The sequence below is a fragment of the Grimontia kaedaensis genome (genome assembly GCF_023746615.1).
Lineage (GTDB): Bacteria > Pseudomonadota > Gammaproteobacteria > Enterobacterales > Vibrionaceae > Enterovibrio > Enterovibrio kaedaensis.
In genome coordinates this window covers 2698504-2724133 of sequence record NZ_CP082275.1, presented here as the reverse complement: position 1 = coordinate 2724133, position 25630 = coordinate 2698504, and the positions used below count along the sequence as shown (strand labels likewise).

Here is a 25630-nt window from a genome sequence, read left to right as displayed (position 1 = left end):
AAATACCAAAATAAATATTGCTAGAAGAGAATTCATGGTTGGCAAATATTGATCTTAGTCTCATAATGCGCGCAATTTTAATCATGCAGACTCAGGTTTAAGCGACAAATGTCTCTAAAAAGCATCTCTATCCGATATCAAATTCTGATCCCCATCTTTATTTTGGTTCTAAGCACTTTCGCAGTGATGTTCTTCGCTAAAAGCGAAGTTGAATCTGCGGTTTACAACGTCAGCAATACTGCCCGTCAGGCAGCGACTGACAAAGATCGTGTGTCTAAACTGACAGACATTGTATGGGCAATGCGTGTTGAGGCGATTTACGGCATCTACGATTCACAGCGAACCAAGCAAATGGATGACAATGTCACCAAGCTGGGTAATGAAGCACTGACGATTTCACGCGAAATGGCGAAAACAAACGTTCTTCGCGATTTGGCGCTTAACATCGAAAAAAGCGTGAGCGACTACATGCGTTATACCGAGACCAAAGCGCAACCAACGATAGAAGCTTATTTTAACCAGCAAATTGCGATGCCACGCTACAACGCAATGGTGAATCAATACCGTGAGCTGGGTGCAGACATGATGAAAGACATCACTGCACTGTCTGCATTCATCAACCCGTTAGTAGAGCAAGATCTGGAAATGTCTGACGACAATGCAGACAAGATGATGGTGACTCTAGGCCTTGTGATGGTCGGAGCATTAACGCTGGCGATGCTATTTGGCTGGTGGCTTTCAGGTGTGATTGTGAAACCATTGGAAGAGCTTCAGGACGTGATGCGTCGTCTGGCGACGGGTGATCTGAATGTTCAGGCGAATGATGATGGTGAAAACGAGCTGGCGCGTTTAGGTCGTGACACCAACCAAACTATCAGCCAACTGCGTCATACTGTGACAACACTGTTCAGTATCAGTGATGAAGTCGCAGCAGCTTCAACAGAACTGGCAGCAGTAATGAATCAGTCTGCGGTGAATGCGCAGCAAGAACAGGCTGAAATTGAACAAGTTGCCTCTGCGGTCACTGAGCTTTCCAGCACAGCAGACAACGTATCAGACAACGCTGTGAATGCAGACCATGCAGCGCGTCAGACTGATGAGCTTGCTGCGCAAGGCTTGGCAGTGTTTGAGCAGAGCACGCAAGCCGCTGTTCAAATGGCAGAATCGATTGAAAATACCGCCAGTGTTGTGACCACATTACGCGAGCAGTCTGAACGTATCAGTCATGTGGTCGAAGTGATCCGTGGTATTTCCGAGCAGACAAACCTGCTGGCACTGAACGCTGCGATTGAAGCCGCGCGTGCGGGCCACTCTGGCCGTGGCTTTGCGGTGGTGGCAGATGAAGTACGTATGTTGGCAGCGCGCACTGAAGCATCGACTAAAGAGATCCAGGAAATTATCGAAGGTCTGCAGGTTCAGGCGTCGCAAGCGGGTGACAGTATGGGAACCTGCATGGATGTTCTGGCTCGTACACAAGAGCTTAGCCAGCAGGCGAACGATGCCTTGAACGGTATTACCCAGTCTGTGGCACAAATCACTGACATGAACACACTGGTCGCTACGGCAGCTGAGCAACAGTCTGCTGTGACTCAGGACATCAATCGTAATATTACTAATATGTCGAGCATCATTACCCAAAATGTTACCGGTATCAGTCAGAGTGCATCGGCGAGTCAGGAATTGTCTCAGCTCGCTGAAAACCAGAAGCAAGAACTTGCCTTCTTCCGCGTTTAAGCGCCAGATTTAAACCATTTTACAAACCGCCTTTCGGGGCGGTTTTCTTTTCTCTCCCTCCCATACCCAAACTACCTGAACACTGCATCCTCCGGTTATTTGGGTATATATATTCAAACAACCTGTTGCAATTCTTCACCTACGATCTATTATTGATAATAATTCTCATTATCATAATTCAAACGATGACAGGACTACTTTCACGACTCTTAGCGCCAGTATCCAAAGGGCATTTGTGGGCGATTAAAAAACGCCGCCTTTTTGCACCTGTAATGTTACTTGCATTGATTTTTGCCGAACCAACACGCGCAGTAACCATTTCCGTTTTAGCGGATGCGTTTTGGCAGGTCGCTGCTTACGTCGCCGCGACATTGGCATTGTTCCACTATTTGACGGACACGTTCGATCGGCAGGGAGCTTGGTTTTCACGTTTAGCGAAGCGGAAAAACCTTCAGGTGGTGTTTTCTGCGGCAATGGGTGCTCTACCCGGATGTGGAGGGGCTATCGTTGTTATTACCCAGTTTGTGCGTGGTCACCTCAGTTTTGGCAGTGTTGTCGCTGTATTGACGGCTACCATGGGGGATGCGGCTTTTCTGCTACTGGCGACAAGGCCATCAGATGGTATCTTTATGATTGGTTTGGGTTTTGCAGTGGGTGTGGTTTCTGGACAAATCGTTGATGCGCTGCACCATGATGACTTCATGCGTCCTAAAAACCTCTCATCAAAATTACCTGCTTGTGCCAATCAATCAGACAGTCAAACACACATCAGTGTGCAGGGCCGATTTTGGCAGTGGCTGCTGGTTCCCTCATTGGTAATGGCACTGCTTGGCTCGATGCAATTTGATACTGATACTTTGCTCCATTTACCTACAGGCGCATCTGAATGGGCTGGAGCGGCACTGGCAATCATGACAGTGACATTCTGGGCGCTGGCGCGAGAGGCGGAGAATTATGAGTCTTTGGTGGGAGAAGATCCCAAAGACAGTGAATCGCATCTTTTCCAGCGTGTCGCTCAGGACACCAACTTTGTAACGGTCTGGGTGATTGCAGCCTTTCTGGTGTTTGAGCTTTGTGTGCTTTGGCTGGGGCTGGATCTCACGGAACTCTTTTCTGGTTGGGGAGCCTTGGTTCCCTTGATGGGGGTTATAGTGGGTCTACTTCCTGGATGTGGTCCCCAGATTTTGGTCACCAGCTTATACATTAGCGGCGCAATACCCATGTCGGCACAAATAGGAAATGCTATCTCCAATGATGGCGATGCACTTTTCCCAGCGATAGCTCTGGCGCCAAAAGCTGCTATTGTGGCAACGCTATACTCCTCTCTACCCGCTTTAATCGCCGCTTATAGCTACTTCTGGCTGGTAGAAAGCTAATCCTTATTTGGGTATGTACCTTCCACGTCGCTTTTCCGCTTCCAGGAGGAGCGTCGTTTTGGTGTACCTGACTTTGTTAATAGGGTTGATGGCTTTTTGAACAGTCGTAGACCATCGCGCTGCAAATCATCATTTTTGCACTGTTGTTTGGTATTGCGATAAGTGCATCCGGCAAACCGGGCGAACGTATCGCAGCATTCTTCCGCGATTTGAACGAAGTGATATGAATATGGTTGCGCTTCTGATGAACCTCGCACCATTCGGTGTGTTCTGTTTGATGGCGAAACTGTTCACGACATTGGGTTTGTCTGCGGTTGTCAGCTTGGCGGAATACTTCTTCGTGTTGGCAGGCAGACCTCACTCACAGTAAATCTTCATTGGTTAAGAAAAACGCCAGCTTGTCTGGCGTTTTTTGATCTCTCGTCTTCCCATAACGTAATCCATACTGTTGAAAAATTGCAGAAATGGCAGCAGACCAATGACCCAAATCCATACCCTCAGACTCATTCTCGGTGACCAGCTCAATGCCAGTCATTCCTGGTTTAGCGAACGTGATGACGGCGTGTTGTACCTGATGGCAGAGCTTCGTCAGGAAACAGACTATGCCCCTCATCACGTTCAGAAGGTCTGTGCTTTTTTCGCCGCAATGGAAGGGTTTGCGACTGCCTTGGAGAAAGCGGGTCATCATGTGAAACACATGACGCTGGATGAAACACAATCCTTCGATTCGCTGGACGCACTGTTAAAGGCATTGATTGATAAACACAGTGTCACGCGCTTTGAGCATCAGCTTCCGGATGAATACCGCTTGCGCGAACAGCTTCGCCTGTTTAGCGCATCTTTAGATATTGAGACCACCCAGTTGGGTTGCGAGCATTTTCTGGTACCCGATGACGCCTTAAACCAACATTTCACTGCGGGGAAACACCACCTGATGGAGTCTTTCTACCGCAAAATGCGCAAGCAGTTTGACGTGATGATGGAAGATGACAAACCGGAAGGGGGAAAATGGAATTACGACAAAGACAATCGCGCCAAGCTGACCAAAGCAGAGCTTGAATGTATTCCTGAGCCTTTGGTATTCGCTAATGATGTGTCTGCAATTCTCGAGCGTTTGGAACGTCATGGTGTGGAAACCATCGGGCTTGCTAGTTCGCAGCTTCTTTGGCCTGTCACACGCAAACAATCGCTGGCACTGCTCGACTACTTCTGTCAGTACCTGTTGCCAAAATTCGGTAGCTTTCAGGACGCGATGACATCCGAGAGCCCTCATCGTTGGAGTCTCTATCACTCCCGTCTTTCCTTTGCGCTAAACAGCAAAATGCTTCATCCAATGCAGGTCATTCACGCTGCTATTCGTGCCTATCGCCATCCTGAATCCGGGATAAGCATTAATCAGATAGAGGGTTTTGTCAGACAAATCTTGGGCTGGCGCGAATTTGTCAGAGGGCTTTACTGGGCGAATATGCCGGACTATTCAACGATGAACGCATTGGGCGGTGCACGGAAGTTACCTGAATTCTTCTGGACGGGCGAGACGAAGATGCAATGCCTTAAACAAGCTATTCAGCAGTCGCTCGATTACGGTTACGCGCATCACATTCAACGTTTGATGGTTACCGGTAACTTCACCCTGCTTACGGGCATAGCACCGGAAGAAGTTGATGCCTGGTATCTGGGGATTTACGTCGATGCTATTGAGTGGGTAGAGCTGCCAAATGTCCGGGGGATGGCTTTGTTTGCTGACGGTGGGCTATTTGCGACCAAGCCTTACAGTGCGAGCGGAAACTACATCAACAAGATGAGCGACTACTGCACCAATTGCCATTATAAAGTGAAAGAAAAAGTAGGTGAGGGCGCTTGTCCTCTGAATAGCCTTTATTGGCATTTTATGGAGCGGCATCGTGCCCGAATTGCTGTGAATCCGCGCGCAGGCATGGTCTATCGTGGGTGGGACAGTAAATCTGACGAAGAGCGGGATGAAGTGCTTGAACAAGCTGAACACTATTTAAGTGTTCTCGATAATCTCTAACTGGTTAATTTATATTGATATTTAAATCTCAATAATTGGCATGATGAATGGGTGATGCTTTGGGTGTTTCTTGGGGTGTTAATATCGAAAAATCATGCTGATACGACAAGTTATTTTTGTTTTACCTCACTGACGTAAACGGTAATAGTTTGCGTTTATTCAGGCAAATTGGCCTGAATGTTGTGAATGTAAAATGGAGTTGTCGTTGTGAGTGATAAAAGCCACGATGAATTAATGTCACCAGATGGTGCGGTGACGCCTATCGATACTGACTACCAAGTAGGTCAGGATAATATCGCCCTGAAAATCGGTCCTTTGGGTCTTGATATCCATAACCGCGTATTTTGGGTTTCAGGCGGTATGATTGCACTGTTCGTGTTAGTCACTCTGCTGTTTCGTAACTCTGTTGGGCCTTTGTTCAACGAAATGCGCAACACCCTCACTGCCCAGATGGACTGGTTTTTCATCGGCGCAGGTAACCTATTCGTTATTCTCTGCCTGATCCTTATTTTCAGCCCATTGGGACGAGTGCGTCTCGGCGGCACAGAAGCGACGCCTGATTACACCTATGTTGGTTGGTTCTCCATGCTGTTTGCTGCGGGTATGGGGATCGGCCTGATGTTCTATGGCGTGTCTGAACCACTTTCACACTATGCATCTTCTTTTAGCGGTGTGGTTGAGGCAAACGGCGTTCGTACTGACTGGGCACCATTGGGTGGTGCTGCGGGCGACATGGTTGCTGCAAAAGATCTGGGTATGGCCGCGACGATTTATCACTGGGGCCTGCACCCATGGGCAATCTACGCTCTGCTGGCTTTGTCTCTGGCGTTGTTCTCATTCAACAAAGGTCTTCCGCTGACCATCCGCTCCGTGTTCTATCCAATCTTTGGGGAACGCATCTGGGGTTGGCCGGGCCATATCATTGATATCACTGCGGTTGTGGCAACCCTATTTGGTTTGGCTACGTCACTGGGCTTTGGTGCGTCGCAGGCGGCAGCTGGTCTGGATTTCCTGTTCAACATTCCAAGCGGAATTACCACTCAGGTAATTCTGATCATTGGTATCACGGGTTTGGCACTGATGTCGGTAGTGGCGGGTCTGGACTCCGGTGTGAAGCGTTTGTCTGAGTTCAACATGGCGATGGCGACCTTGCTGATGGTGTTTGTGATTGTAGTGGGTCCAACCCTATCAATCTTCACCAACCTCGGTACCAACATGGTGGCGTACTTTGAGAACCTGCCAGCACTGTCGAATCCATTTGGCCGAGAAGATGCAAACTACTCACAAGGCTGGACTGCGTTCTATTGGGCGTGGTGGATGTCTTGGTCCCCATTCGTGGGTATGTTTATCGCTCGAGTTTCGCGTGGTCGCACCGTTCGTGAATTCATCATCTGTGTACTGCTGATCCCAACCTCAGTGTGTGTGCTTTGGATGACGGCATTTGGTACCACAGCGATTGAGCAGCTTCAGGATGGCTACCGCGCGGTGGTTGATGCGGATCTGCCGCTTCAACTGTTCAACATGTTGGATGGCCTGCCTTTGTCGAGCATTACCTCTCTGCTGGGTATCATTCTGGTTGTGGTGTTCTTTGTCACCTCTTCAGACTCAGGTTCACTGGTTATCGATACCATTTCTGCTGGCGGTAAGGTAGATGCGCCAGTTCCACAACGCATCTTCTGGTGTTCGTTTGTTGGTTTGGTAGCGATTTCTCTGTTGCTGGGCGGCGGTCTTGGTGCACTACAAGCAATGGTTGTGTCGACTGGCTTGCCATTCTGTATCGTACTGCTGATGTGTGCGTTCTCCCTAGTGAAGGGATTGATGTCTGAGCCACGCAAGTAAGCTAAAAAATAAATCCGGGTTTGCGCCCGGATTTTTCTTTTTTATGCAAAATCCCAAACACAAAACGTAATTGACACATTGACCGAAACTGGATCCAGAGCGGCGCATTTGCGTAATTCACCCACCTTACGCAGGGATAGAAATAGAGGGTTAGTACGCGAATCCAATGTTTAGAGCTCAATGGTTATTTGCGTTGGCTGTCTGCCTGATTAACACGATATTGTGGCTAATTATTGTGCAATTACAGCGATTAATTCGACTCATTTCTCACTATTGAAGCATTGAACACTAAGGATATGTTAGAGTGTTTAGGTCATTAGACCTTAAGTTAGTGAGCGTTCAATATGCCTGATGATAGAAAGCCTCGTTTTCCGTTATTCCACCATGCATATTCAACGCCATTGACTGCTTAACTCGCCAAACGGATTAAGGAGTTTACTGTGAGCGATAAAAGTCATGAAGAGTTGATGAAACCGGATGGTGACGTCAACCCCATAGACACAGATTATCAGGTTGGGCAGGACAACATTGCCATGAAGATCGGGCCGTTGGGCCTGGATATTCACAACCGTGTTTTCCTGATCTCCGGCCTTGCCGTCGTTCTATTTGTCTTCGTTACTCTTGCTTTCCAAAAAGATGTCGCCCCAGTTTTTGGTGAGATTCGAAGCTGGTTGACGTCAAATCTGGATTGGTTCTTCCTGTCAGCAGGCGATATTTTCGTGATTGTCTGTTTGGTGCTTGTGGTCAGCCCTCTGGGTAAAGTGCGGTTGGGTGGTACAGAAGCAACACCGGATTACACCTATGCTGGTTGGTTCTCCATGTTATTTGCCGCCGGTATGGGCATTGGCCTGATGTTCTACGGTGTCTCAGAGCCACTTTCACACTATGCATCTGCATTTGGCGGTACTTCGGTCGAAAATGGCGTGCGTACTGACTGGGCTCCGCTTGGAGCAGCAGCCGGTGATGCGGCAGCCGCGAAAGATTTGGCGATGGCGGCCACCATTTATCACTGGGGCCTCCACCCTTGGGCGATTTACGCGATTCTGGCATTAGGCTTGGCGCTGTTCTCATTTAACAAAGGCTTGCCTCTGACCATGCGTTCTGTGTTCTATCCGTTGTTCGGTGAGCGCGTATGGGGCTGGGTAGGTCATGTCATTGATATACTCGCCGTGGTGGCCACTCTGTTTGGTTTAGCAACTTCTCTTGGCTTTGGTGCGTCTCAGGCAGCGGCAGGTCTTAACTTCCTGTTTGGTGTTCCACTGGGTACTACCACAGAAATTGTCCTCGTGATCTTCATTACCGGACTGGCGTTGGTGTCTGTCATGGCGGGTCTGGATGCAGGTGTGAAGCGCTTGTCTGAAATCAATATGATGCTGGCAATCGCGCTGCTTCTGTTCGTGATTGTGATGGGCCCAACGCTGGCTATTGTCACTGGTTTCTTCGGCAATATCGCGTCATACGTTGAACATTTACCTGCGCTGGCGAATCCGTTTGGGCGGGAAGACGCTAACTTCTCGCAAGGTTGGACGGCATTCTACTGGGCATGGTGGATTTCATGGTCCCCATTCGTTGGTATGTTTATTGCGCGTGTTTCACGCGGTCGCTCGGTACGTGAATTTATCGTCTGCGTACTGCTGATCCCTTCACTGGCATGTGTGCTTTGGATGACCGCATTCGGCGGCACTGCCATTAGCCAACTGGTGAACGATGGCTATACGGCAGTCACCGAAGCAGCGCTTCCGCTGCAGCTGTTCGCAATGCTGGATGCATTGCCATTGGCGTCGATTACATCATTTATCGGTATCGTTCTGGTGGTGGTTTTCTTTGTGACCTCATCAGATTCCGGTTCGCTGGTTATCGATACTATCGCTGCTGGTGGTAAGGTAGATGCACCTGTACCACAGCGAGTTTTCTGGTGTACGTTTGAAGGGTTGGTTGCCATTGTGCTTCTGCTGGGTGGCGGTCTCGTTGCATTACAGGCGATGGCGGTCTCAACCGGATTTCCGTTCACCATAGTATTGTTGGTTGCCTGTGTCTCGGTCATCAAAGGCTTGATGTCTGAACCGAGAAGCTAGGTGATTCAATCGCTAACTGAAACGGGGCAGACACTCAACGTCTGCCCCGTTTTGTCTGGTTTGTAGTTAGAGTGATTCGAATAAGAACGCTCACTGAGAGATTGAGAAGTAATGGAAGCGGAACAAATAGAAATCGCAGCGTTTCTCAAACAACATGCCCCGTTTGATGAACTGCCTGAAGAGGAAGTGGACGAAGTCGCCAAGCAGGTAGAAATCTCCTATTTCCGTGCAGATACCCAGATATACGAATACGGCCAGCCGATTCAGGACCTGTGTATTGTCAGAAGTGGTGTGGTTGAAATTTATCGCCGTAAAGGGGAGCTATTCAACCGTTTGTCTGAAGGAGGAACCTTTGGGCAATGGGGTTTGATGATGAATCGCCGAGTTCGTTTCCCGGCCAAAGCGATAGAAGACAGTCTGGTCTATTTCATTCCCGATACGGTTTTTGATGATCTCAGTGAACGTTACGAAGCTTTCTCAGACTTTATGGAAGTGGAAGATGGCACTCGTTTGCGTCAGGCGGTGGAGAACCATCGCGACAGCAACGACCTCACTACCTCTAAAGTCACTAACCTGATTTTGCGTGATCCTGTGACCGTGGATTGTGAGTCTTCCGTTCGGCATGCAGCACAAGTCATGACAGATGAAGGTGTGTCTTCATTACTTGTGATGACTTTAGAAGAGGACGATGAAGGCGTCGATCAGGAACGCATTGCCGGCATTATTACCGACCGCGATTTACGCTCCCGCGTAGTTGCACCAGGTTTGGCCTATGACACGCCGATCACCGAGATTCTGACTCCGCAAATCATCACGCTTGATCATAATGCCTATGTGTTCGAAGCCATGCTGACCATGCTTCGTAACAACCTACATCACTTACCCATCATGAAAAATCAGCAGCCTGTGGGCGTGGTCGCGCTATCGGATATCGTTCGTTATGAATCCCAAAGCAGCCTGGTTATCGTGAGCAGCATTTTCCGTCAGCAAACCATCGACGATCTGGCTGCGTTGTCGAAAGATGTCCCAGCCTGTTTCTCTCGTATGGTTTCGGAAGACGCGAATTCACATATGATTGGTTCTGCAATGGCGGTGATAGGCAGGAGTTTCAAGCAACGCCTTCTTGAACTGTATGAAGAAGAGTATGGCCCACCACCTGTGGGTTATTGTTTCCTCGCGCTTGGTTCTATGGCGCGCGACGAACAACTGATTGTCACCGATCAGGACAACGCACTGATTCTGGATGACAAATACGATCCTGCGGAACATGAAGAATACTTCGTAAACTTGGCAAAGTTCGTGAGTGATGGCCTTGCACAATGTGGTTACAGCTATTGTACCGGCAATATCATGGCGACCAATCCGGAGTGGCGTAAGACCCGTGCCGAGTGGGAAGAAACGTTCGCAGACTGGATTGATCAGCCAAACCCTCAGTCATTACTGAACAGCAATATCTTCTTCGATCTGGATGGCGTTTACGGCGCGACGAACTGGGCGGAAACGCTAAAGGCTTTCGTTTCTCGCCGTGCAAAACGAAACAATCGATTCTTGGCCTGTATGGCTCGCAATGCTCTGAACCGCACGCCACCACTGGGTTTCTTTAAAAGCTTTGTGATGGAGCAGGATGGCCGCCACAAGAACTCAATGAACCTGAAACGTCGTGGTACTGCGCCATTGGCAGACCTGATCCGTGTCCATGCGTTGGCTGTGGGCTCCCGTTCCCAGAACTCATTTGAGCGTCTGGATGACATTATCGAAGCGGGTATTTTGCCAAAAGGGCGTGGTGAAGATATTCGCGATGCGATGGAATTCATTTCCATGGTTCGAATTCGCCATCAGGCCATTGATGTCGAACAGGAAATTGAGCCGGATAACAATATTGAGCCGGAAAATCTGTCTGAATTTGAGCGCCGCAACCTCAAGGATGCATTCCAGATCATGAGTAACGCTCAGAAGTTCCTGAAATATCGTTACCAGCCTAACCGCAGTAATTAGGGAAACGCTGTGTTAATTCTTGAACCTAAAAACGGTACAAAAGACGTCAAGGCGGGGCCTAATTGGTCAACGCTCAATGAGCGATTGAAGCAAAAAGCCAAGGTGCCTCTTCTGAAGCGTTTTTATGAGGCGGGTGTAGTTGATGGGGAGACTCCGGTATCGGATGTGGAGTTCGTCGCACTTGATCTGGAAACCACCGGGTTGGATCCCAGCAAAAACGATATTGTCAGCATCGGTTTAGTGCCGTTTACACTTAACCGTATCCATTGCCGCGAAGCCAAGCATTGGATTGTAAAGCCGAGAAGACCGCTAGAAGATGACTCCGTGGTTTTCCATGGCATTACCCACTCTGACGTGAGTGATGCGCCGGACTTACGCCGCATTCTGGAAGAGGTATTGGCTTCTCTGGAAGGAAAGATCGTGGTGGTGCATTACCGCCGTATTGAGCGCGACTTTATTGAAGCAGCGGTCAAAAGTCGGCTTGGTGAAACCTTGTTGTTTCCGGTGGTCGATACTCTGGAGATTGAATCCTGGTATTACCGCAAACCTTCCCAGAAATTCTGGTCTTGCTTACTGAGAAAACCACTGACATCTATCCGTCTTGCTGACAGCCGTCGACGTTATAACCTGCCTTTCTATCAGGGACATAATGCGTTGACTGATGCCATTGCGACAGCTGAGTTGCTTCAGGCACAAATCGCGCATCGATTTGGCCGCGATTACCCTATCAAGGCACTGTGGCGTTAAATCCCAGCGACTAAAATCAATGATATTGGCCTAAGTTCACGTTTTTAGGATTCAAAACGCTGCAACTGGGCCGATTTTTTTAGTGCATTGCACACTGTGTTACAGTCAGAGAGTGCGCTGTTATCAGCATAAATTCGCTGCCGACAAAGGATGGCAAGATGATTGAAGACAACAAAGTCGTAAAAATCGACTACACCGTAAAAGATGAAGAAGGACAGCTGATTGATACTTCGGAAGGCCAAGATCCTTTAGCGTATCTTCACGGTGCAGGAAACATTATTCCTGGTCTGGAAAAAGCATTGGCTGGTCGTGCAGAGGGCGAAGAGTTTTCTGTTCAAATCCAACCAGATGACGCATATGGCCAGCGCAATGAAGCGTTGATTCAAGTGGTTGAGCGTGGCGTTTTCCAGGGTGTTGATGAACTGGATGTGGGCATGGTCTTCAACGCGCAGGGTCCACAGGGCAACATTCAGGTAACTATTATCGCGATTGAAGGCGATGAAGTGACGATTGACGGCAACCATCCATTGGCGGGTGTCGTACTCCAATTTGAAGGTGTTATCCGCGAAGTGCGTGAAGCAACTGCCGAAGAAATCGAACACGGCCATGTTCACTAATCACTGAAAAGTGAAGAGAAAAAGCGAGCCGTTGAGCTCGCTTTTTTTGTTAGTGCCTATCTAACAGGGTTTCTAGGATGAAGGCATCATCAAAGTGACGTTCTCCAATAAAGGCAATGGCATGCTGTCCGTGTTGTCTCATTGCGCCGGGTGAGCGCACGCCAAATGGCCACAGGAACCAGCGCTCACCGCGAAGGCTTTCATTTAAAATGCCATACTCATCAAAAGGCGTGTGCTTGTTTCCCTGACTGTCAGAGAGTACTAGTGTTTCACCGCTTGCCCCTGCTTGGAGCTCGATATCTGGCGCGATGTTATCGATAACATGAACCGCGTTTATCATGTGTTCTTCGGCCGTGAGGCTGATTTCAAAACGGCCCTCGTCCGTGTTGGGGAATAGATAGTTTTGGATTGGTTTTTCATCATTACGCTCTAAAAACCGAAGTGTTGGACTCAATGCATACACCATGTGATAACAGCCACACTGGTGAATGGAGTCCAGAATGAGCGGTTTGCCATCTTCACCCAGCGTAATACGGATGTTTACCGCATCAAACTCTCCAGCATAGGGGTCCAAGGCACTTTTGGCGGTTCTTGCGGGAAACCACAAAGCATAGTTGAGTTGTGGCAACACTTTCCCATGAAAACGCGTATAGGTCACGTCGCGATAGAGCACAGGCTTTTGGGTATCGATAAATACCCGGTTTTCAAAAGCCAAAGCACCGGGAATATCGTCCACTGATAAGGTCTCCACCAAGAAGAACGGTGAAAAGCGATCAAGTAGTGCTGCAGACTCAGATTCAGTCAGCAAAGGCCAATTTAAGGATGAGTATTTGCTCGCTTCTGATAGCACTTTGGCAACTTCACGCTGTGCCATAGGTGAGGGGGGTTCACCATAACGAAAAGGTTGTGTGAGCGTTCTACCAAAATCCGCCTTTATGCGCTCCTGCTCCTCTTCAATCTGCCCTTCCGCGACAAGGCTGGCGACTGGATAAACGCCTAATACACGTTTCCAATGTTCGTAAGCTGTCGGCACGGTAGGAGGATGTTTCTCTAACTCACTCCAGAACTTCGGGTTCTCAATGCTCTCCTCAACCAGTTGTTCCTGACACTGCATCATCAGATTATTCTCAGCGGCGCTGATGGGAACGAGTGTCAATGCCGTCTCCAACTGTTTTTTTCCTCTCTGTGCGACGTAAGCGAGCCACTGCGCCTTGGCAGGCGCATCACTTAGCTCATTGACAAAGGAAGTACTGAACCGATCGAAAGCTAGATGGGGAAAGCGGTCATCCTTATGGTACGGCAGTTTGAAATCACGCTCATGTTCTACATTCTTGTAATAAGCAGAGAGGTGACTTTCGCACACCGCATCATTTTGGCTGAAAAGGCTAGGTTGGTGAGGCGTGACACACCCAACTAACAACGTTGCCAATAGTAAGAAAAAGAACCGGGATCTCAGCATTGTGCCCTATCTATAAGTTACTGTTCGGTTTGAACTATACCCAAACAATCTGAAGATGCTCGCTGAATCCGGCATCTTAAAGTTGCTTGGTTGTATAACAGTGTCGGTACAAAGGACAAAAAATGAAAACCGAGAAGCAAAAAATGCTAAGTGGTGAGCTTTATCGCGCGAGTGATGAAGAGCTGGTGGCAGATAAAATGCGCTGCCGGGAAGCGATGCGCCGTTTTAACCAAAGCCTGCCAGAAAGTGATGAGTGGAAAACCGCCAAGCGTGATTTGTTACCAAACGCACCGGAGTCTGTGTATATCGAGCCGCCATTTTTCTGTGATTACGGAATTCATGTGACCTTTGGTGAGAATGTCTTTATGAACTTCAACTGTACGATTTTGGATGTCGCGCCTGTCACCATAGGCAATCGCGTGATGATGGCGAACAACGTGCAACTTTTGACAGCAACACACCCACTGGATGTTCAGCGCCGCGTTTATGATTTGGAAGAATATGGCTTGCCCATTACCGTCGGTGACAATGCATGGTTAGGTGGCGGGGTGATTGTGCTGCCCGGTGTGACGATTGGCAAGAACTGCGTCATTGGCGCGGGCAGTGTGGTGACAAAAGATATTCCAGATAACACGATTGCTGTCGGTAACCCGGCCAAAGTGGTGCGTGATCTGACTGCTGAAGAGATCGCCGAACGAGGTTAAGTTAACGATTCTAACTCTGTGAGCACGTCAATCGCATATTGATTGGTGCTTCCACAAATATCCCGGTCAGCTTTGAATTGCCCACACACGGCAGGGCGCTCAGGCTGGCCGAAAATCTTACAAAGATTCTCTTCATTCAATTGGATGCAACGGACCCCGGCCGGTTTGCCATTGGGCATACCTGGAATAGGCGAAGAAATGCTTGGCGCGATGCAGCAAGCACCACAACCTAAACGACAGCTTACAGCGGTATCAGTCATCTCTCGGTCTCAATGAACGGGTTATTTGGTTATAATCCAATAGTGGGCGCGCACAGTATCACTCACGCTGAGTAAACGCAAAATGTTGATAGTCATCGCCCATAAGCCCTTGATTGACAGCCGCTGAAAGCAGGGATTCCGTCTTGAGCTTGCAGTTTCTGCTATGGGTGGTATAACGAGCGCCTTTATCAAGATTGACTGGCAGGTACGGGTAAGCATGACAACGCCTTTCTGGGAACAAAAATCACTGACTGAAATGACTGACGCAGAGTGGGAATCACTGTGCGACGGTTGCGGTAAGTGCTGTCTTCACAAACTGATCGATGAAGATACCGAGGAGTTGTACTACACCAACATCGCTTGCAGCCTGCTGGATGACAAGACCTGCTCATGTAAAGACTACCCGAACCGCTTTAGCTATGACGAAGACTGTTTGAAGCTTTCCCGCGAGAAGATTGAAGAGTTCTACTGGCTGCCAGATACCTGCGCTTACCGTTTGCTGGCAGAAGACAAACCACTTCCAGTCTGGCATCCGCTAATTACCGGGTCGAAAGACGCGATGCACGCTGCGAACGAATCAGTACGTGAGAAAGTGGTTTACGAAATCGACGTGATTGATTGGGAAGACCACATCATCAATCATCCTTCGCGCAGATAGCGCTTTAAATCGTTTTTTTGCAACCATGGCTACTCTTTGAAATACCGCTTTTATCAAGGCGGTATTTTTATGACATTCGATTGTTGGGTGTATTTCTCCGCCTGCTGTAAAAACTTTGACTCATAAGTTTCTGATATGTTTGCGAGTGATATATCGTAAGTAGCTGTGCTTGATTGACTTTGAATCTCCTGTTTCTAACTTATTGATACTCTCATTATCAAACAATATACAAGCCAGGCCATCAGATGGAATTGAAGGACCGCTATTACACGGTTTTGGACTCCTTGCCAGAGCATACGTTTATCTTCTCCGAATCTGGGATATATATCGACGTTTACGGTGGAGAAGATAACGCCACTGGCTTTGACTGTAAGCAGTTCATCGGCTCATCGCTATATGACGTCGCTCCGGCTGAAATGGCCGAAACGTTTCATTCGTATATCAAAAAAGCGCTTGAAACGAATCAGGTACAACTCGCCTCGTATAAGTTTGATACCGATAACATGATCGACCTACCTGACGATGTTATCGCACCTGAACAGATCTGGTTTGAAGCCACCATTAAACCTATTCCACTGATTGAAAATGGCGAGCGCACCGTTGTGTGGATAGCGAAAAATATTACTGAGCGTCACCTCTTGGAAAAACGTCTAAAAGAACTGTCGGAAACGGATGATCTCACTGGTATCGCGAACAGGCGCGCTTTTACTGAAAGACTGCGAGGCGCACTGAAACAGTTTCAAACCGACCGTACTCCCTTCGCTTTGCTTATGCTCGACATTGATCACTTTAAGCAAATTAATGATTCGCTTGGCCATTATTGCGGAGATGAGGCAATTCAGTTCACGGTTAACTTATTGAATGAAAAACTGACGGGATCTGATTTTTTCGGGCGGATTGGCGGTGAAGAGTTTGCCATTATTCTTTTACATTCAGGCATAGAATCTGCCTACCAAAAAGCAGAGGAACTAAGGCTTTCGCTAGAAAGCAGTCGCTTCGTAGCGGAAGAGAAAAGTATAAAGCTGACGGTGAGTATCGGTGTGACTGAGGTCCGTGATTCAGACGACAACATAAAAAGCATCATGGCAAGAGCCGATACTGCGATGTACCACTCGAAGAAAACGGGCAGGAATAAAGTCAGCCGTTTCTCCTCTTGCCGCTAAAAGAAAAGAACTATGCTACGGAAAAAAACTGATGGTTTCTCCTTGCCACTCCAAAAAGGACCTTTCCAAAACAATGGTGCAACCCCCTGGTTCTGCGAGTTGAATATAGGTACGCCGGGACAAACGCTTAAATTCTGTTTTGATACAGGGAGTAACTTTAACTGGGTGACATCTAGCCTTTGTTCTGATGATGGCTGCCAACATTATGCGAATGGTCGCTTCATGTTTTCTGAATCATCAACCTTTGAATGGATTGATCAGACTGGGACAACGGTTGATTTCGGTCCGTGGGGGAGCATGGAAGTTGAAGAGGGCAGAGATAAACTTTGTATGCCAATTCAAAAGGAATTGGACGCCTGTTTATCCATATCTTTGTACTTGTCCAAAAAATATTCAGGCATACAGTTTGATGAGCTGGACTGGGATGGTGGTATTGGGCTACCTAGCGGCGAAGTGTCTGAAGTTCCTCTCGATAAGCTGTCTGGTACTTTCAGGCTGGCACAATCTCATGAAGGGGAACCTACTCACTCCCACTTTTTGCTCGATCTTATGGATAAAGGGTTCGTCAGTAAAAAGAGACCATTTATCAGCTTTTTAAGCGACATGAGCGAAGACAAATCAGCGAGAGGAACCGTTAGTTTTGGATTGCTCGATGATGCGTATTCAACGTCGCTTGAGTACCTCTTTTTACCGTGGGCACGTTATCGGGAAGAAGTCCCTTACCTTTGGAGCTCCGAGAATGCCTCAATAAGCGTTGGTGATAACCTTATTGGAGAAGACCTATATTTTACTTTAGACAGTGGTTCTTCTGCGTTCAAAGGAGACAAAACAGTACTGAAAAAGGTCTTTGAACAGACGACAGAGAGCAGTCCTGTGGTTTCAATTTCTCTGACCGACAGTGCGGATGACGAATATGGGTTATTGGAAATCACCAGCGATGTATATCGACGTGACATTGAGGAAGGACAGCACAAAGGGCAATCGGTCTCACAGTTTCAGTGGCTGAAAGGTGCGGAAGACATGTTATTGGTGGGCTCTGTATTGATGGACCACTTATACACGGTTTACGAGTACGAAGAGCCATCAGACGGTCAATTGGTACCTAAAGGCGTATGGATTTTTAATAAGCCTGGTGGGTCAAAAATTATCCAGACCAAGCAAAAAGAGCCCGCCAGTCTATTTGATAAGCTAAAGGCAAAATAATGCATAAGCAATTAACGGGAATTTGGCACAATGATTTTCAATCCAAGATGGAACTCCTCGCGATAGAGAACAGGATCATTGGCCGGTATAGCTCACACACTGGCTCCAAAGGGGTTTATCAACTTGTAGGTCATTGCTCTGGCGAAGCCCCAACTCAGACGATGGGGCAATCTGTGGCGCTCTCCATTTATTGGAAAAATATCGCTGAAGGAGAGAAAGATGAAAGCTGGCATTGGGCTGGCTCCATGGTTGGGCAACTTCAGCATGATGGCAAGCTAACGCTAACCAATGTGATCGTTGTTTCCGTACCATTTGGCAGCTATCAGAAAGGCAACTTCGTTGATAAGTTAATTTTTAACAAGTCCTCAGCGGACGTTGATCTTGAGTCAGTAATGAGTGACTTACCTGAAGAGTGTAGCATTGAAGAACGCCCTGTCATTGGAAAGTGGGTCAGTCTCGATCAGCGCCAACTGCTTGATATTTACCATGTGAAAGGGGCTTCTGGCTCAACGTCAGCATGGCTGGTACGCGGGGATTCGGAAGTGATGCTTACTGGGTTTATAGACGTCGACGCCGAACCGGGAATGGCGCAAAGCTTGTCGCTATCTGGGTATGAGTCAGATGAGCAATCTGCTTTCTCTTTGTCAGGCATGCTTGAGTCTGGAAAAGATACAATGACCTTGAATAGCTGGCATGCAGAGCAAACCTCCCCACAAGACAGTTTCATGCAGACACGCATGGAAAGTACAACTTTTCGGAGACTTAACATTGAAAAATAGCTTTGTACGGTCTCCCTATCTTTTTGTACTCTAGAACAAGAGGTGCATCTCGCTACACATCGTCAAGCCTCACTGATATGATGCGCGACAGTTTACAAGGTCACTTGGATACGATGGTGTCTGATGATCCAAGTGCGCAATAACATTGAGGCTGTCTTTGAGTAATCCCCCCACTATATTTCATACGCTCGCCATCAATAGAGCGATTCCGCTATGAAATTGACCTTGGGCCCAATGGAGGGCGTGCTTGACCCTTTGATGCGTCAAATGCTGACTGAGATTAACCCTTACGATCTTTGCGTGACCGAATTTGTGCGTGTCGTCGATGCGAAACTGCCTCCCCGCGTCTACTACAAGCTAAGTCCTGAGCTGGAAAACGGCGGTAAAACGTCTTCCGGCACCCCAGTGCGCGTGCAACTGTTAGGTCAGTCTCCGCAATACATGGGTGAAAACGCCGCACTGGTGGCGGAACTTGGCTCGTCTGGGGTTGATATTAACTTTGGATGCCCATCCAAGACGGTAAACGGCAACAAAGGTGGGGCGGCTCTTCTGAAAGAACCTGAGCTGATGTATGAGGTGGTGAAAGCAGTGCGTGATGCAGTGCCTTCCGATCAAGTCGTCAGCGCCAAAGTGCGTCTGGGCTTTGATGATGTCTCTGCCTATCGTGAAATTGCTGATGCGGTGCAATCTGGTGGGGCCAGTGAAATTGTCGTTCATGGTCGCAGCAAAGCAGATGCTTATAAGGCGGGGACTATTCGCTGGGATTTGATTGGCGATTTGGCAAAGAACTTGTCTATTCCTGTGATTGCCAATGGTGATATTTGGTGTCGAGATGACGCGCTAAAATGTGCGGAAGTGTCGGGATGTGAAACCTTGATGGTTTGCCGCGGTGCGCTGAATATGCCAAACCTCGCGGCACATATTAAAACCGGTACCGCACCGATGTCTTGGCATCAAGTCTTGAACCTTTTAGTGCGCTATTCAGAATTTGAAATCCGTGGTGATAAGGGCATGTACTACCCAAATCGCGTAAAACAATGGTTCCGTTATCTGCAGGCGGAATATCCAGAAGCGAAAGAGCTGTTTGTGCGTATTCGCCAGCTTAAAGATAAACAACAAATTCTGGGGGAAATCATCAGCACGCTCAACAGTGTGAAGAGTCAGGCTGCTGTTGAGAGCTTTGCTTAGAAATTGACTTCAAGAAACATGAGAAAGGCAGACTTCGGTCTGCCTTTTCTCTTTGGATTCTCTGTTCCGAAATCTAGTACTGATTCAACACCCGGCCCGGCATAATACGGTGATCAATTCGACCCGGCCAGTTTTGTTCGGAAAGTGCTGCAATCATCGCGCGCGCAACACGCACCGCTTCCACAGGTTCAAAATCTGCTAATGGGCCAGCGAGGAAAGGGGTAAATAGAGGCATGATCCGCTGCAGGAATTGTTCATCCTTTCTAGGCTCTTCACGCTCCCCAACCAAAGGTCCGGGACGTGCCACCAAAAGGCGTTCATACCCCATCTCTGAAAGTGCACGCTCCATTTTACCTTTGCAGCGCAGGTAATGGGATGGTGACCAAGGGTGAGCCAACATACTGGAAACCACGGCCAGATGCTTAACGCCGACCACTGCCATCATACGTGCCACTTTGACCACAAGGTGGTAATCCACCTCTTCTAGTACCGCTTTCGACCCTGCCTGCTTCTTGGTTGTACCTAAGGAAATATACCCTTGAAGTGGCACTTGCCACTGAGGTTGCCAATGAGTGACAGAGAGATCTGGGCTTTGATGAATGATGATTTTGTCAGAAACCACAGCAACCGGGCGTCGCGTTACAACGTGGATATGGGAGATATCAGGATCTCCCAATAATTGATGTAATAACTCGTCACCTACCAACCCGGTTGCCCCAGCGATAATGACACTTCGAGACGATGGCACTGACTGAAAGTCCTCAAGAATCAACTGCGGCTAAGACTAGCACGGTTTGCGCAAAATGATTCAGTGTCTTAGGCCATTTATTCGATTTATCGCGTAGTTCTGGTCGTGAGAAAATGACCTTGTTTTCATAAGGAGAAGTCGAAAATCAGCGTTGACGGGCGTTTTGGGTTATGATCCGTTTTTTACATCTTTAGAGAACCACAATGACGTCGATGGTCGAATTACAAAGTGACTGGGAAGGTATGCCAGCCACTTTTATTGAAGGTGCGCTTTTGGCTGCTAACCTGTCTCCGGCACCTTTGGATCCTGAAAATAGCTGGTTGCCTATTCTGGTGACAGGTGGAATGGACGAAGACGATTTAGAGCCAATCACCACTGAGCAGAAGAAGGCGGTGATGCTGCGATTTGAGCAGCAGTATGTGGCACTGATGAAACACACCTACGAACTGCCTGTAGAGTTGTCACTCGACGCATCACGAAATGAAAATCATCAGGCTTTTGCCGAAGGCTTTCTTGCGGTTTGGCCTCATATTGAACCGGCATGGCAGGAGATCAAAGTGTCTGATGGTAGCCGACGCATGCTTTCGGCACTGATGACCACCATGCTGTTCTTGCATGATGAACAAGGCACGCTGGATCAGATGAAAGAAGCAGGGCTGGCGGCACTGCCATCGCCAGAAAAGTACTACCAGCAACTACCTCTGATGATTAACGAAGTGGCGCTGGCGGCGGATGAAGTGCAGCAGGGTTCCGGTGCTCGTGCAGTGAATCCGTACAAAACTGTTGGTCGTAATGACCCATGCCCTTGTGGCAGCGGAAAGAAATTCAAAAAGTGCTGCGGTAAGTGATGACGACTTCTCCAATATTGGTTGTCGCTGGTGTACTCACTGACGGTGATAGCATTCTCATTACCCAGCGCTTTGACCATGAAGGCGGTCTTTGGGAGTTTCCTGGTGGCAAAGTGGAGCACGGAGAAACTGAGCCAGAGGCTTTAGCCAGAGAACTATTGGAAGAGTTGTCCATTAAGGTAGAGGTTGGTGAGTATCTCACTGAAACACTCCACCATTATGCAGCCAAGTCGATACTACTCAAAAGCTACCGCTGTAAGCTGGTGGACGGTGAGTTGACCCTGCATTGCCATCAGGCAAAGGCATGGGTAAGCCAATCTGAGTTGGACGATTATATCTTCAGTGATGCAGATAAGCCCTTGGTAGCGCTACTGAAAAGCAAATAACAAAAATCCCAGCCAAGGCTGGGATTTTTTATGATTCTATCGACGCGATGGTCTCAACTAGAAGAGGCGGCGCTCGCGCTTGCCGAACAGCTGAGATAACACAACAACTGCCAACACAACCAGCATTGCTGCGAAAATGACGACCAGCCATTGAGGCATAGACAGTGTCAGGAATTGCCAAACAATCTTGCTGCAATCGCCGCTGGCTTCAAACATCCATGGAACCCATTGGTTCAATGGCGCCCATGAAGGGAAAGAAACAAAGATATCGCAGGTCGCACCAAACAGGTCGTTCGGATCCGGGAATTGGTAGCCAACATGTTCGATGGATAGTTTAAGGCCCCAACCCGCCGCAACACCCCAGGCAATCAGTCCTGACCAGCGTACCAGTGAATTTTGCGGAGCAATCATACCGATGAGCCCCGCCCCCACCACACCCAGCATGGCAACACGCTCGTAGATACACATGACGCAAGGAGCCAAGTCCATCACGTGTTGGAAAAACAGCGCACAGCCTTCGAGGATTAAACCCGACAGCATCAGCAGAAACCAAGCGCCGCGACCACGGGATATTTCGTTGAAATACGACAACATATAATACGAATCCGTTGTAAAAGACAAAGCCCCACCGAAGGCGGGACTTTGTTATTCAAAGATGTAACCGGTTGAAAAGCAACCTTTAGTGACCAGTACTCACTGCACCAGCCGCTTCAACAGTGCCAAGTGTGATCCAACCCGCTTCATAGAACCATTCCGTCATTGGAAGCAGCAGCAATTCGATACCTGCGAGACCTACCAGACCCATCACGACGGTGTATGGCAGTGCCATGTAAACCATCTTCCCGTACGACAAGCGCAGTAACGGTGCCAGCGTTGATGTCAGCAAGAACAGGAACGCCGCCTGACCGTTTGGTGTTGCTACCGACGGAAGGTTAGTACCTGTATTGATTGCGACAGCAAGAAGTTCGAATTGTTCACGAGTGACGATGCCATCCATCAGTGCCGCTTTCACTTCATTGATATAAACCGTACCTACGAACACGTTATCTGACACCATGGAAAGCAATCCGTTCGCAATATAGAACATGGTGAGCTGCGCGCCGCCTTCCAGTTCCAGTACGGCGCTGATGACAGGTGTGAAAAGCCCTTGGTCAACGATAACCGCAACCACTGAGAAGAAAACCGCAAGCAGGGCAGTAAATGGCAGAGCCTCTTCGAATGCTTTACCAATGTGGTGCTCGTCGATAACACCTGTGAAAGACGTCGCCAGAATAATCACGCTTAGACCTATAAGGCCTACTGCAGCCAGATGCATCGCCAGTGCAATCACCAGCCATACAGCGATCAGCGCCTGCACTACCAGCTTTGCTACGTCATAGTTTGTTCGTTTAGCACGCTCAGCGTTGTTAAATTCAACCAAGATTTGGCGAACGTTTTCAGGCAGTTTCGCACCGTAATCAAACAAGCCAAACTTTTCGACAAATGCACAAGTGGCCAAGCCACAGAATAGAACCGGCAAGGTAACAGGCAACATTCGAACGATGAACTCACCAAATTGCCAACCCGCTTTTTCAGCTATGATTAGGTTTTGAGGTTCACCAACCATGGTCATTACACCACCCAGTGCGGTACCGACACCAGCATGCATCAGCAGGCTACGCAGGAATGCACGGTAGTTCTCAAGGTCATCACGGCTTAGATCATCGCGAACAGATTCGTCTGAAGTATGGTCATGGCTTGATTGGAAGTCTTTACCTGAAGCAACACGGTGGTAGATGGAGTAGAAACCAACAGCCACACTGATAACCACGGCAATAACTGTCAGCGCATCAAGGAATGCAGAAAGTAATGCTGCTGCAGAACAGAAAGCCAGAGATAACAGAGTTTTCGACTGAATACCGAGCAGGATTTTGGTAAATATGAACAGCAGTAGCTGCTTCATGAAGTAGATACCTGCCACCATAAAGATGAGGAGCAGTAGTACTTCGAAGTTGGCAACCAGCTCATGCTTGACAGTTGCCGGGCTCGTCATGCCTATTGCTACGGCTTCGATAGCGAGCAAGCCGCCTGGTTGGAGTGGGTAACATTTAAGCGCCATCGCCAGAGTGAAAATAAATTCCACCACAAGCAACCAACCCGCGATAAACGGATCGATAGCGAAAACAATTGGGTTGATAATCAAGAACGCAATAATCGCCGCTTTGTACCAGTCGGGCGCCTTACCGAGAAAGTTCTTGATGAAAGCATTCCTTAGCGTAATGGCCATGTTTATGTCTCTGTTTCTTATATCAGCAAGTATCTTTGGAGGCTTGAAATGAAGATGTAAACGCTCTGTTGCGAGAGGGGGCGGCAAAATTACATAATTTCAAATTTTGTTGAAATGACTGGAATCTGACCCTTAAACGCCGATAAGTCGACGAAAAGCACCGCTGAAACCTATCGCATAGGCAAACTCGGAGCACACAATACAGCGACTTTTCAAACAGTCAACAATCCTTTGCATGTTAATTAAATTACTGGAGTATGTTACGAAAAAACGCGACTTCAACCCTGGGGTTTTGAAATATCCTGTAACATTTGGGCGCCGTTATTCTATGCATGGGAATGCTTGTATACAGTGATGGTGATCAAGGATAACGCGTAGCAGAAAACAATCGTCTTTCTTTTAATCAATGTCGCGTGTGAAGAGGTGGAAAAATTGGTAGCTGGTCAGTTATTGTGGTTTAAAACGCACATAAAAGTGCATGTTGTGGTTATGAAACTAGGAAAAGCCACTGTTCAAGTCAGATGAAAATTTAATTAACTGTGATGTACGCCCGTCAAATCGCGGTCAAATGGGCGCAAACGATACCCTTGATAGGTTTCTAGGTTGTGATGATAAGTGGTATGATGAGTTATTAATCAAGATAAGAAGCAACTTGGAAACAACACTAAATGGTTATTAAGGCGGATAGCCCGGCAACTTTTGCTGAGAAATATATTATCGAGAGCATTTGGAATAATCATTTTCCTCAAGGCTCAATTCTTCCCGCAGAGCGCGAGTTGTCAGAACTGATTGGTGTCACACGTACTACCCTTCGAGAGGTGCTTCAGCGCCTGGCTCGTGATGGCTGGCTGACCATCCAACACGGAAAGCCAACACGTGTGAATGACTACATGAATACCTCTGGTCTCAACATCCTAGATACGCTAGTCACCCTTGAAGGTGAAGACGTTCATGGTGTGTTGGAAAACCTACTGTCTGCGCGTACCGACATCAGTGGCGTATACATGCGTTACGCAGTGAAAAACGACCCACGAGTGTGTGCTGACCTGATTGAAAAAGTGATTGGCCGTTGTGAGGCTTTGCTGGCGAGCGATAGCTTTGCAAATTTCATTGAAGCTGCTGAAGAGAAAGATGCGATTCAGCAGGATGTGAAGAAAATTTACGATACCTTTGGCAAAACTGATTTGGAAACTTGTGAAGCGGTTTGCCGCGGTCGTGCATTTAACCACTTCGACTACATGTTGTTTCAGGGCATGGCACAACGCTCCGGGAACAAAGTTTATGTATTGACCATGAACGGCATGCGTAAAATCTACTCCCGTGTTGGTGGCTACTACTTCATGGACAAGCGTGCTTGTGAACTGGCGATTCAGTTTTATCGCGATTTACTGGTTATCACCAATGAAGGTCGTCATTTGGACGTAGCTGACCGTATTAAGCAGTATGGCCGTGAGAGTGGTGCGATTTGGTTCTCTAACCGTGACACCATTGCAAAATTGATGGAGCAGGAAGAAGCGTAATTTTCCCTCCTCTCTAAAAAGAAAAACCGCCAG

The 25630-nt window shown here is 48.1% G+C and carries 23 protein-coding genes; 18 read left to right on the top strand and 5 right to left on the bottom strand.

From position 1 onward, the window contains the following. Window positions 1–108 precede the first annotated feature (108 nt). From K6Q96_RS12330 to K6Q96_RS12290, 9 genes are all read left to right on the top strand, one after another. Entirely contained in the window at window positions 109–1734 is a 1626-nt protein-coding gene (locus tag K6Q96_RS12330) for a methyl-accepting chemotaxis protein (protein ID WP_251876093.1), read from the top strand. A gap of 185 nt (window positions 1735–1919) precedes the next feature. Continuing rightward, a complete protein-coding gene (locus tag K6Q96_RS12325) occupies window positions 1920–3110 on the top strand; it encodes a putative manganese transporter (protein ID WP_251876091.1) in 1191 nt (396 codons plus the stop codon). A 166-nt stretch (window positions 3111–3276) separates the two neighbouring features. Then, window positions 3277–3480 carry a cation:dicarboxylate symporter family transporter gene (locus K6Q96_RS12320; RefSeq protein ID WP_251879641.1) on the top strand — a complete coding sequence of 68 codons (204 nt, stop codon included), beginning with the start codon at window positions 3277–3279 and terminating at the stop codon, window positions 3478–3480. Between the two features lie 108 nt (window positions 3481–3588). Further along, window positions 3589–5142 carry a cryptochrome/photolyase family protein gene (locus K6Q96_RS12315; protein ID WP_251876089.1) on the top strand — a complete coding sequence of 518 codons (1554 nt, stop codon included), beginning with the start codon at window positions 3589–3591 and terminating at the stop codon, window positions 5140–5142. Between the two features lie 207 nt (window positions 5143–5349). After that, a complete protein-coding gene (locus K6Q96_RS12310) occupies window positions 5350–6981 on the top strand; it encodes a BCCT family transporter (protein WP_251876087.1) in 1632 nt (543 codons plus the stop codon). Window positions 6982–7421: 440 nt separating this feature from the next. Then, entirely contained in the window at window positions 7422–9056 is a 1635-nt protein-coding gene (locus K6Q96_RS12305) for a BCCT family transporter (protein ID WP_062660770.1), read from the top strand. A 111-nt stretch (window positions 9057–9167) separates the two neighbouring features. Continuing rightward, complete coding sequence (locus tag K6Q96_RS12300) at window positions 9168–11051, top strand: DUF294 nucleotidyltransferase-like domain-containing protein (protein WP_251876085.1); 1884 nt, start codon at window positions 9168–9170, stop codon at window positions 11049–11051. A gap of 9 nt (window positions 11052–11060) precedes the next feature. Next, window positions 11061–11798, top strand: coding sequence for a 3'-5' exonuclease (locus K6Q96_RS12295; protein ID WP_251876083.1), 738 nt, complete (start codon window positions 11061–11063; stop codon window positions 11796–11798). Window positions 11799–11956: 158 nt separating this feature from the next. After that, the gene (locus K6Q96_RS12290) at window positions 11957–12415 is read left to right on the top strand and encodes an FKBP-type peptidyl-prolyl cis-trans isomerase (RefSeq protein ID WP_251876081.1); all 459 of its coding nucleotides are present in this window, start codon (window positions 11957–11959) and stop codon (window positions 12413–12415) included. Between the two features lie 49 nt (window positions 12416–12464). Here the strand turns inward: K6Q96_RS12290 and K6Q96_RS12285 are convergent, their stop codons facing one another. Then, a complete protein-coding gene (locus tag K6Q96_RS12285; protein WP_251876079.1) occupies window positions 12465–13874 on the bottom strand; it encodes a hypothetical protein in 1410 nt (469 codons plus the stop codon). A 122-nt stretch (window positions 13875–13996) separates the two neighbouring features. Here K6Q96_RS12285 and K6Q96_RS12280 point away from each other — a divergent pair, with 122 nt between their 5' ends. Then, window positions 13997–14578 carry a sugar O-acetyltransferase gene (locus tag K6Q96_RS12280; RefSeq protein ID WP_251876077.1) on the top strand — a complete coding sequence of 194 codons (582 nt, stop codon included), beginning with the start codon at window positions 13997–13999 and terminating at the stop codon, window positions 14576–14578. Here the strand turns inward: K6Q96_RS12280 and K6Q96_RS12275 are convergent. Then, entirely contained in the window at window positions 14575–14838 is a 264-nt protein-coding gene (locus K6Q96_RS12275) for a YkgJ family cysteine cluster protein (protein WP_002541050.1), read from the bottom strand. The two genes, K6Q96_RS12280 and K6Q96_RS12275, sit on opposite strands and share 4 nt — an antisense overlap. Window positions 14839–15055: 217 nt before the next feature. Here K6Q96_RS12275 and K6Q96_RS12270 point away from each other — a divergent pair, with 217 nt between their 5' ends. The 5 genes from K6Q96_RS12270 (at window position 15056) to dusC (ending at window position 19829) form a co-directional block, all read left to right on the top strand. Beyond that, window positions 15056–15496, top strand: coding sequence for a YcgN family cysteine cluster protein (locus tag K6Q96_RS12270; protein WP_251879640.1), 441 nt, complete (start codon window positions 15056–15058; stop codon window positions 15494–15496). Between the two features lie 245 nt (window positions 15497–15741). Next, the gene (locus tag K6Q96_RS12265) at window positions 15742–16659 is read left to right on the top strand and encodes a sensor domain-containing diguanylate cyclase (protein ID WP_251876075.1); all 918 of its coding nucleotides are present in this window, start codon (window positions 15742–15744) and stop codon (window positions 16657–16659) included. 12 nt (window positions 16660–16671) lie between these two features. Next, entirely contained in the window at window positions 16672–17862 is a 1191-nt protein-coding gene (locus tag K6Q96_RS12260; RefSeq protein WP_251876074.1) for a pepsin-like aspartic protease, read from the top strand. Next, window positions 17862–18641 (top strand): avidin/streptavidin family protein, encoded by a 780-nt coding sequence (locus tag K6Q96_RS12255; RefSeq protein ID WP_251876073.1) that lies wholly within the window; start codon window positions 17862–17864, stop codon window positions 18639–18641. Before K6Q96_RS12260 ends, K6Q96_RS12255 begins: the two co-directional genes overlap by 1 nt. A 213-nt stretch (window positions 18642–18854) precedes the next feature. Next, window positions 18855–19829 (top strand): tRNA dihydrouridine(16) synthase DusC, encoded by a 975-nt coding sequence (gene dusC, locus K6Q96_RS12250; RefSeq protein WP_251876072.1) that lies wholly within the window; start codon window positions 18855–18857, stop codon window positions 19827–19829. A gap of 73 nt (window positions 19830–19902) precedes the next feature. Here dusC and K6Q96_RS12245 read toward each other — a convergent pair whose 3' ends face one another. Continuing rightward, on the bottom strand, window positions 19903–20577 hold the full coding sequence (locus K6Q96_RS12245) for a Rossmann-fold NAD(P)-binding domain-containing protein (protein WP_251876071.1): 675 nt from the start codon (window positions 20575–20577) through the stop codon (window positions 19903–19905). 203 nt (window positions 20578–20780) lie between these two features. On the opposite strand from K6Q96_RS12245, the gene K6Q96_RS12240 reads away from it, so the two are divergent. Both K6Q96_RS12240 and K6Q96_RS12235 read left to right on the top strand, forming a co-directional pair. After that, a complete protein-coding gene (locus K6Q96_RS12240) occupies window positions 20781–21425 on the top strand; it encodes a YecA family protein (RefSeq protein ID WP_251876070.1) in 645 nt (214 codons plus the stop codon). Next, entirely contained in the window at window positions 21425–21811 is a 387-nt protein-coding gene (locus tag K6Q96_RS12235) for a (deoxy)nucleoside triphosphate pyrophosphohydrolase (protein ID WP_251879639.1), read from the top strand. Before K6Q96_RS12240 ends, K6Q96_RS12235 begins: the two co-directional genes overlap by 1 nt. A gap of 57 nt (window positions 21812–21868) precedes the next feature. Here K6Q96_RS12235 and dsbB read toward each other — a convergent pair whose 3' ends face one another. Together dsbB and nhaB are read right to left on the bottom strand one after the other, a co-directional pair. After that, entirely contained in the window at window positions 21869–22405 is a 537-nt protein-coding gene (gene dsbB / locus K6Q96_RS12230; protein ID WP_251876069.1) for a disulfide bond formation protein DsbB, read from the bottom strand. Between the two features lie 85 nt (window positions 22406–22490). After that, complete coding sequence (gene nhaB / locus K6Q96_RS12225) at window positions 22491–24077, bottom strand: Na(+)/H(+) antiporter NhaB (protein ID WP_251876068.1); 1587 nt, start codon at window positions 24075–24077, stop codon at window positions 22491–22493. A gap of 668 nt (window positions 24078–24745) precedes the next feature. On the opposite strand from nhaB, the gene fadR reads away from it, so the two are divergent. Continuing rightward, the gene (fadR, locus tag K6Q96_RS12220) at window positions 24746–25597 is read left to right on the top strand and encodes a fatty acid metabolism transcriptional regulator FadR (RefSeq protein ID WP_251876066.1); all 852 of its coding nucleotides are present in this window, start codon (window positions 24746–24748) and stop codon (window positions 25595–25597) included. Window positions 25598–25630: the final 33 nt, after the last annotated feature.

Excerpts from the sequence above, each read along its gene's own strand:
- K6Q96_RS12270 (WP_251879640.1), top strand. The coding sequence starts at position 15,056 with ATGACAACGCCTTTCTGGGAACAAAAATCACTGACTGAAATGACTGAC.
- fadR (WP_251876066.1), top strand. The coding sequence starts at position 24,746 with ATGGTTATTAAGGCGGATAGCCCGGCAACTTTTGCTGAGAAATATATT.
- K6Q96_RS12235 (WP_251879639.1), top strand. The coding sequence starts at position 21,425 with ATGACGACTTCTCCAATATTGGTTGTCGCTGGTGTACTCACTGACGGT.
- K6Q96_RS12315 (WP_251876089.1), top strand. The coding sequence starts at position 3,589 with ATGACCCAAATCCATACCCTCAGACTCATTCTCGGTGACCAGCTCAAT.
- K6Q96_RS12300 (WP_251876085.1), top strand. The coding sequence starts at position 9,168 with ATGGAAGCGGAACAAATAGAAATCGCAGCGTTTCTCAAACAACATGCC.
- dusC (WP_251876072.1), top strand. The coding sequence starts at position 18,855 with ATGAAATTGACCTTGGGCCCAATGGAGGGCGTGCTTGACCCTTTGATG.
- K6Q96_RS12240 (WP_251876070.1), top strand. The coding sequence starts at position 20,781 with ATGACGTCGATGGTCGAATTACAAAGTGACTGGGAAGGTATGCCAGCC.
- K6Q96_RS12275 (WP_002541050.1), bottom strand. The coding sequence starts at position 14,838 with ATGACTGATACCGCTGTAAGCTGTCGTTTAGGTTGTGGTGCTTGCTGC.
- K6Q96_RS12325 (WP_251876091.1), top strand. The coding sequence starts at position 1,920 with ATGACAGGACTACTTTCACGACTCTTAGCGCCAGTATCCAAAGGGCAT.
- dsbB (WP_251876069.1), bottom strand. The coding sequence starts at position 22,405 with ATGTTGTCGTATTTCAACGAAATATCCCGTGGTCGCGGCGCTTGGTTT.
- K6Q96_RS12285 (WP_251876079.1), bottom strand. The coding sequence starts at position 13,874 with ATGCTGAGATCCCGGTTCTTTTTCTTACTATTGGCAACGTTGTTAGTT.
- K6Q96_RS12255 (WP_251876073.1), top strand. The coding sequence starts at position 17,862 with ATGCATAAGCAATTAACGGGAATTTGGCACAATGATTTTCAATCCAAG.
- K6Q96_RS12260 (WP_251876074.1), top strand. The coding sequence starts at position 16,672 with ATGCTACGGAAAAAAACTGATGGTTTCTCCTTGCCACTCCAAAAAGGA.
- K6Q96_RS12330 (WP_251876093.1), top strand. The coding sequence starts at position 109 with ATGTCTCTAAAAAGCATCTCTATCCGATATCAAATTCTGATCCCCATC.
- nhaB (WP_251876068.1), bottom strand. The coding sequence starts at position 24,077 with ATGGCCATTACGCTAAGGAATGCTTTCATCAAGAACTTTCTCGGTAAG.
- K6Q96_RS12265 (WP_251876075.1), top strand. The coding sequence starts at position 15,742 with ATGGAATTGAAGGACCGCTATTACACGGTTTTGGACTCCTTGCCAGAG.
- K6Q96_RS12290 (WP_251876081.1), top strand. The coding sequence starts at position 11,957 with ATGATTGAAGACAACAAAGTCGTAAAAATCGACTACACCGTAAAAGAT.
- K6Q96_RS12280 (WP_251876077.1), top strand. The coding sequence starts at position 13,997 with ATGAAAACCGAGAAGCAAAAAATGCTAAGTGGTGAGCTTTATCGCGCG.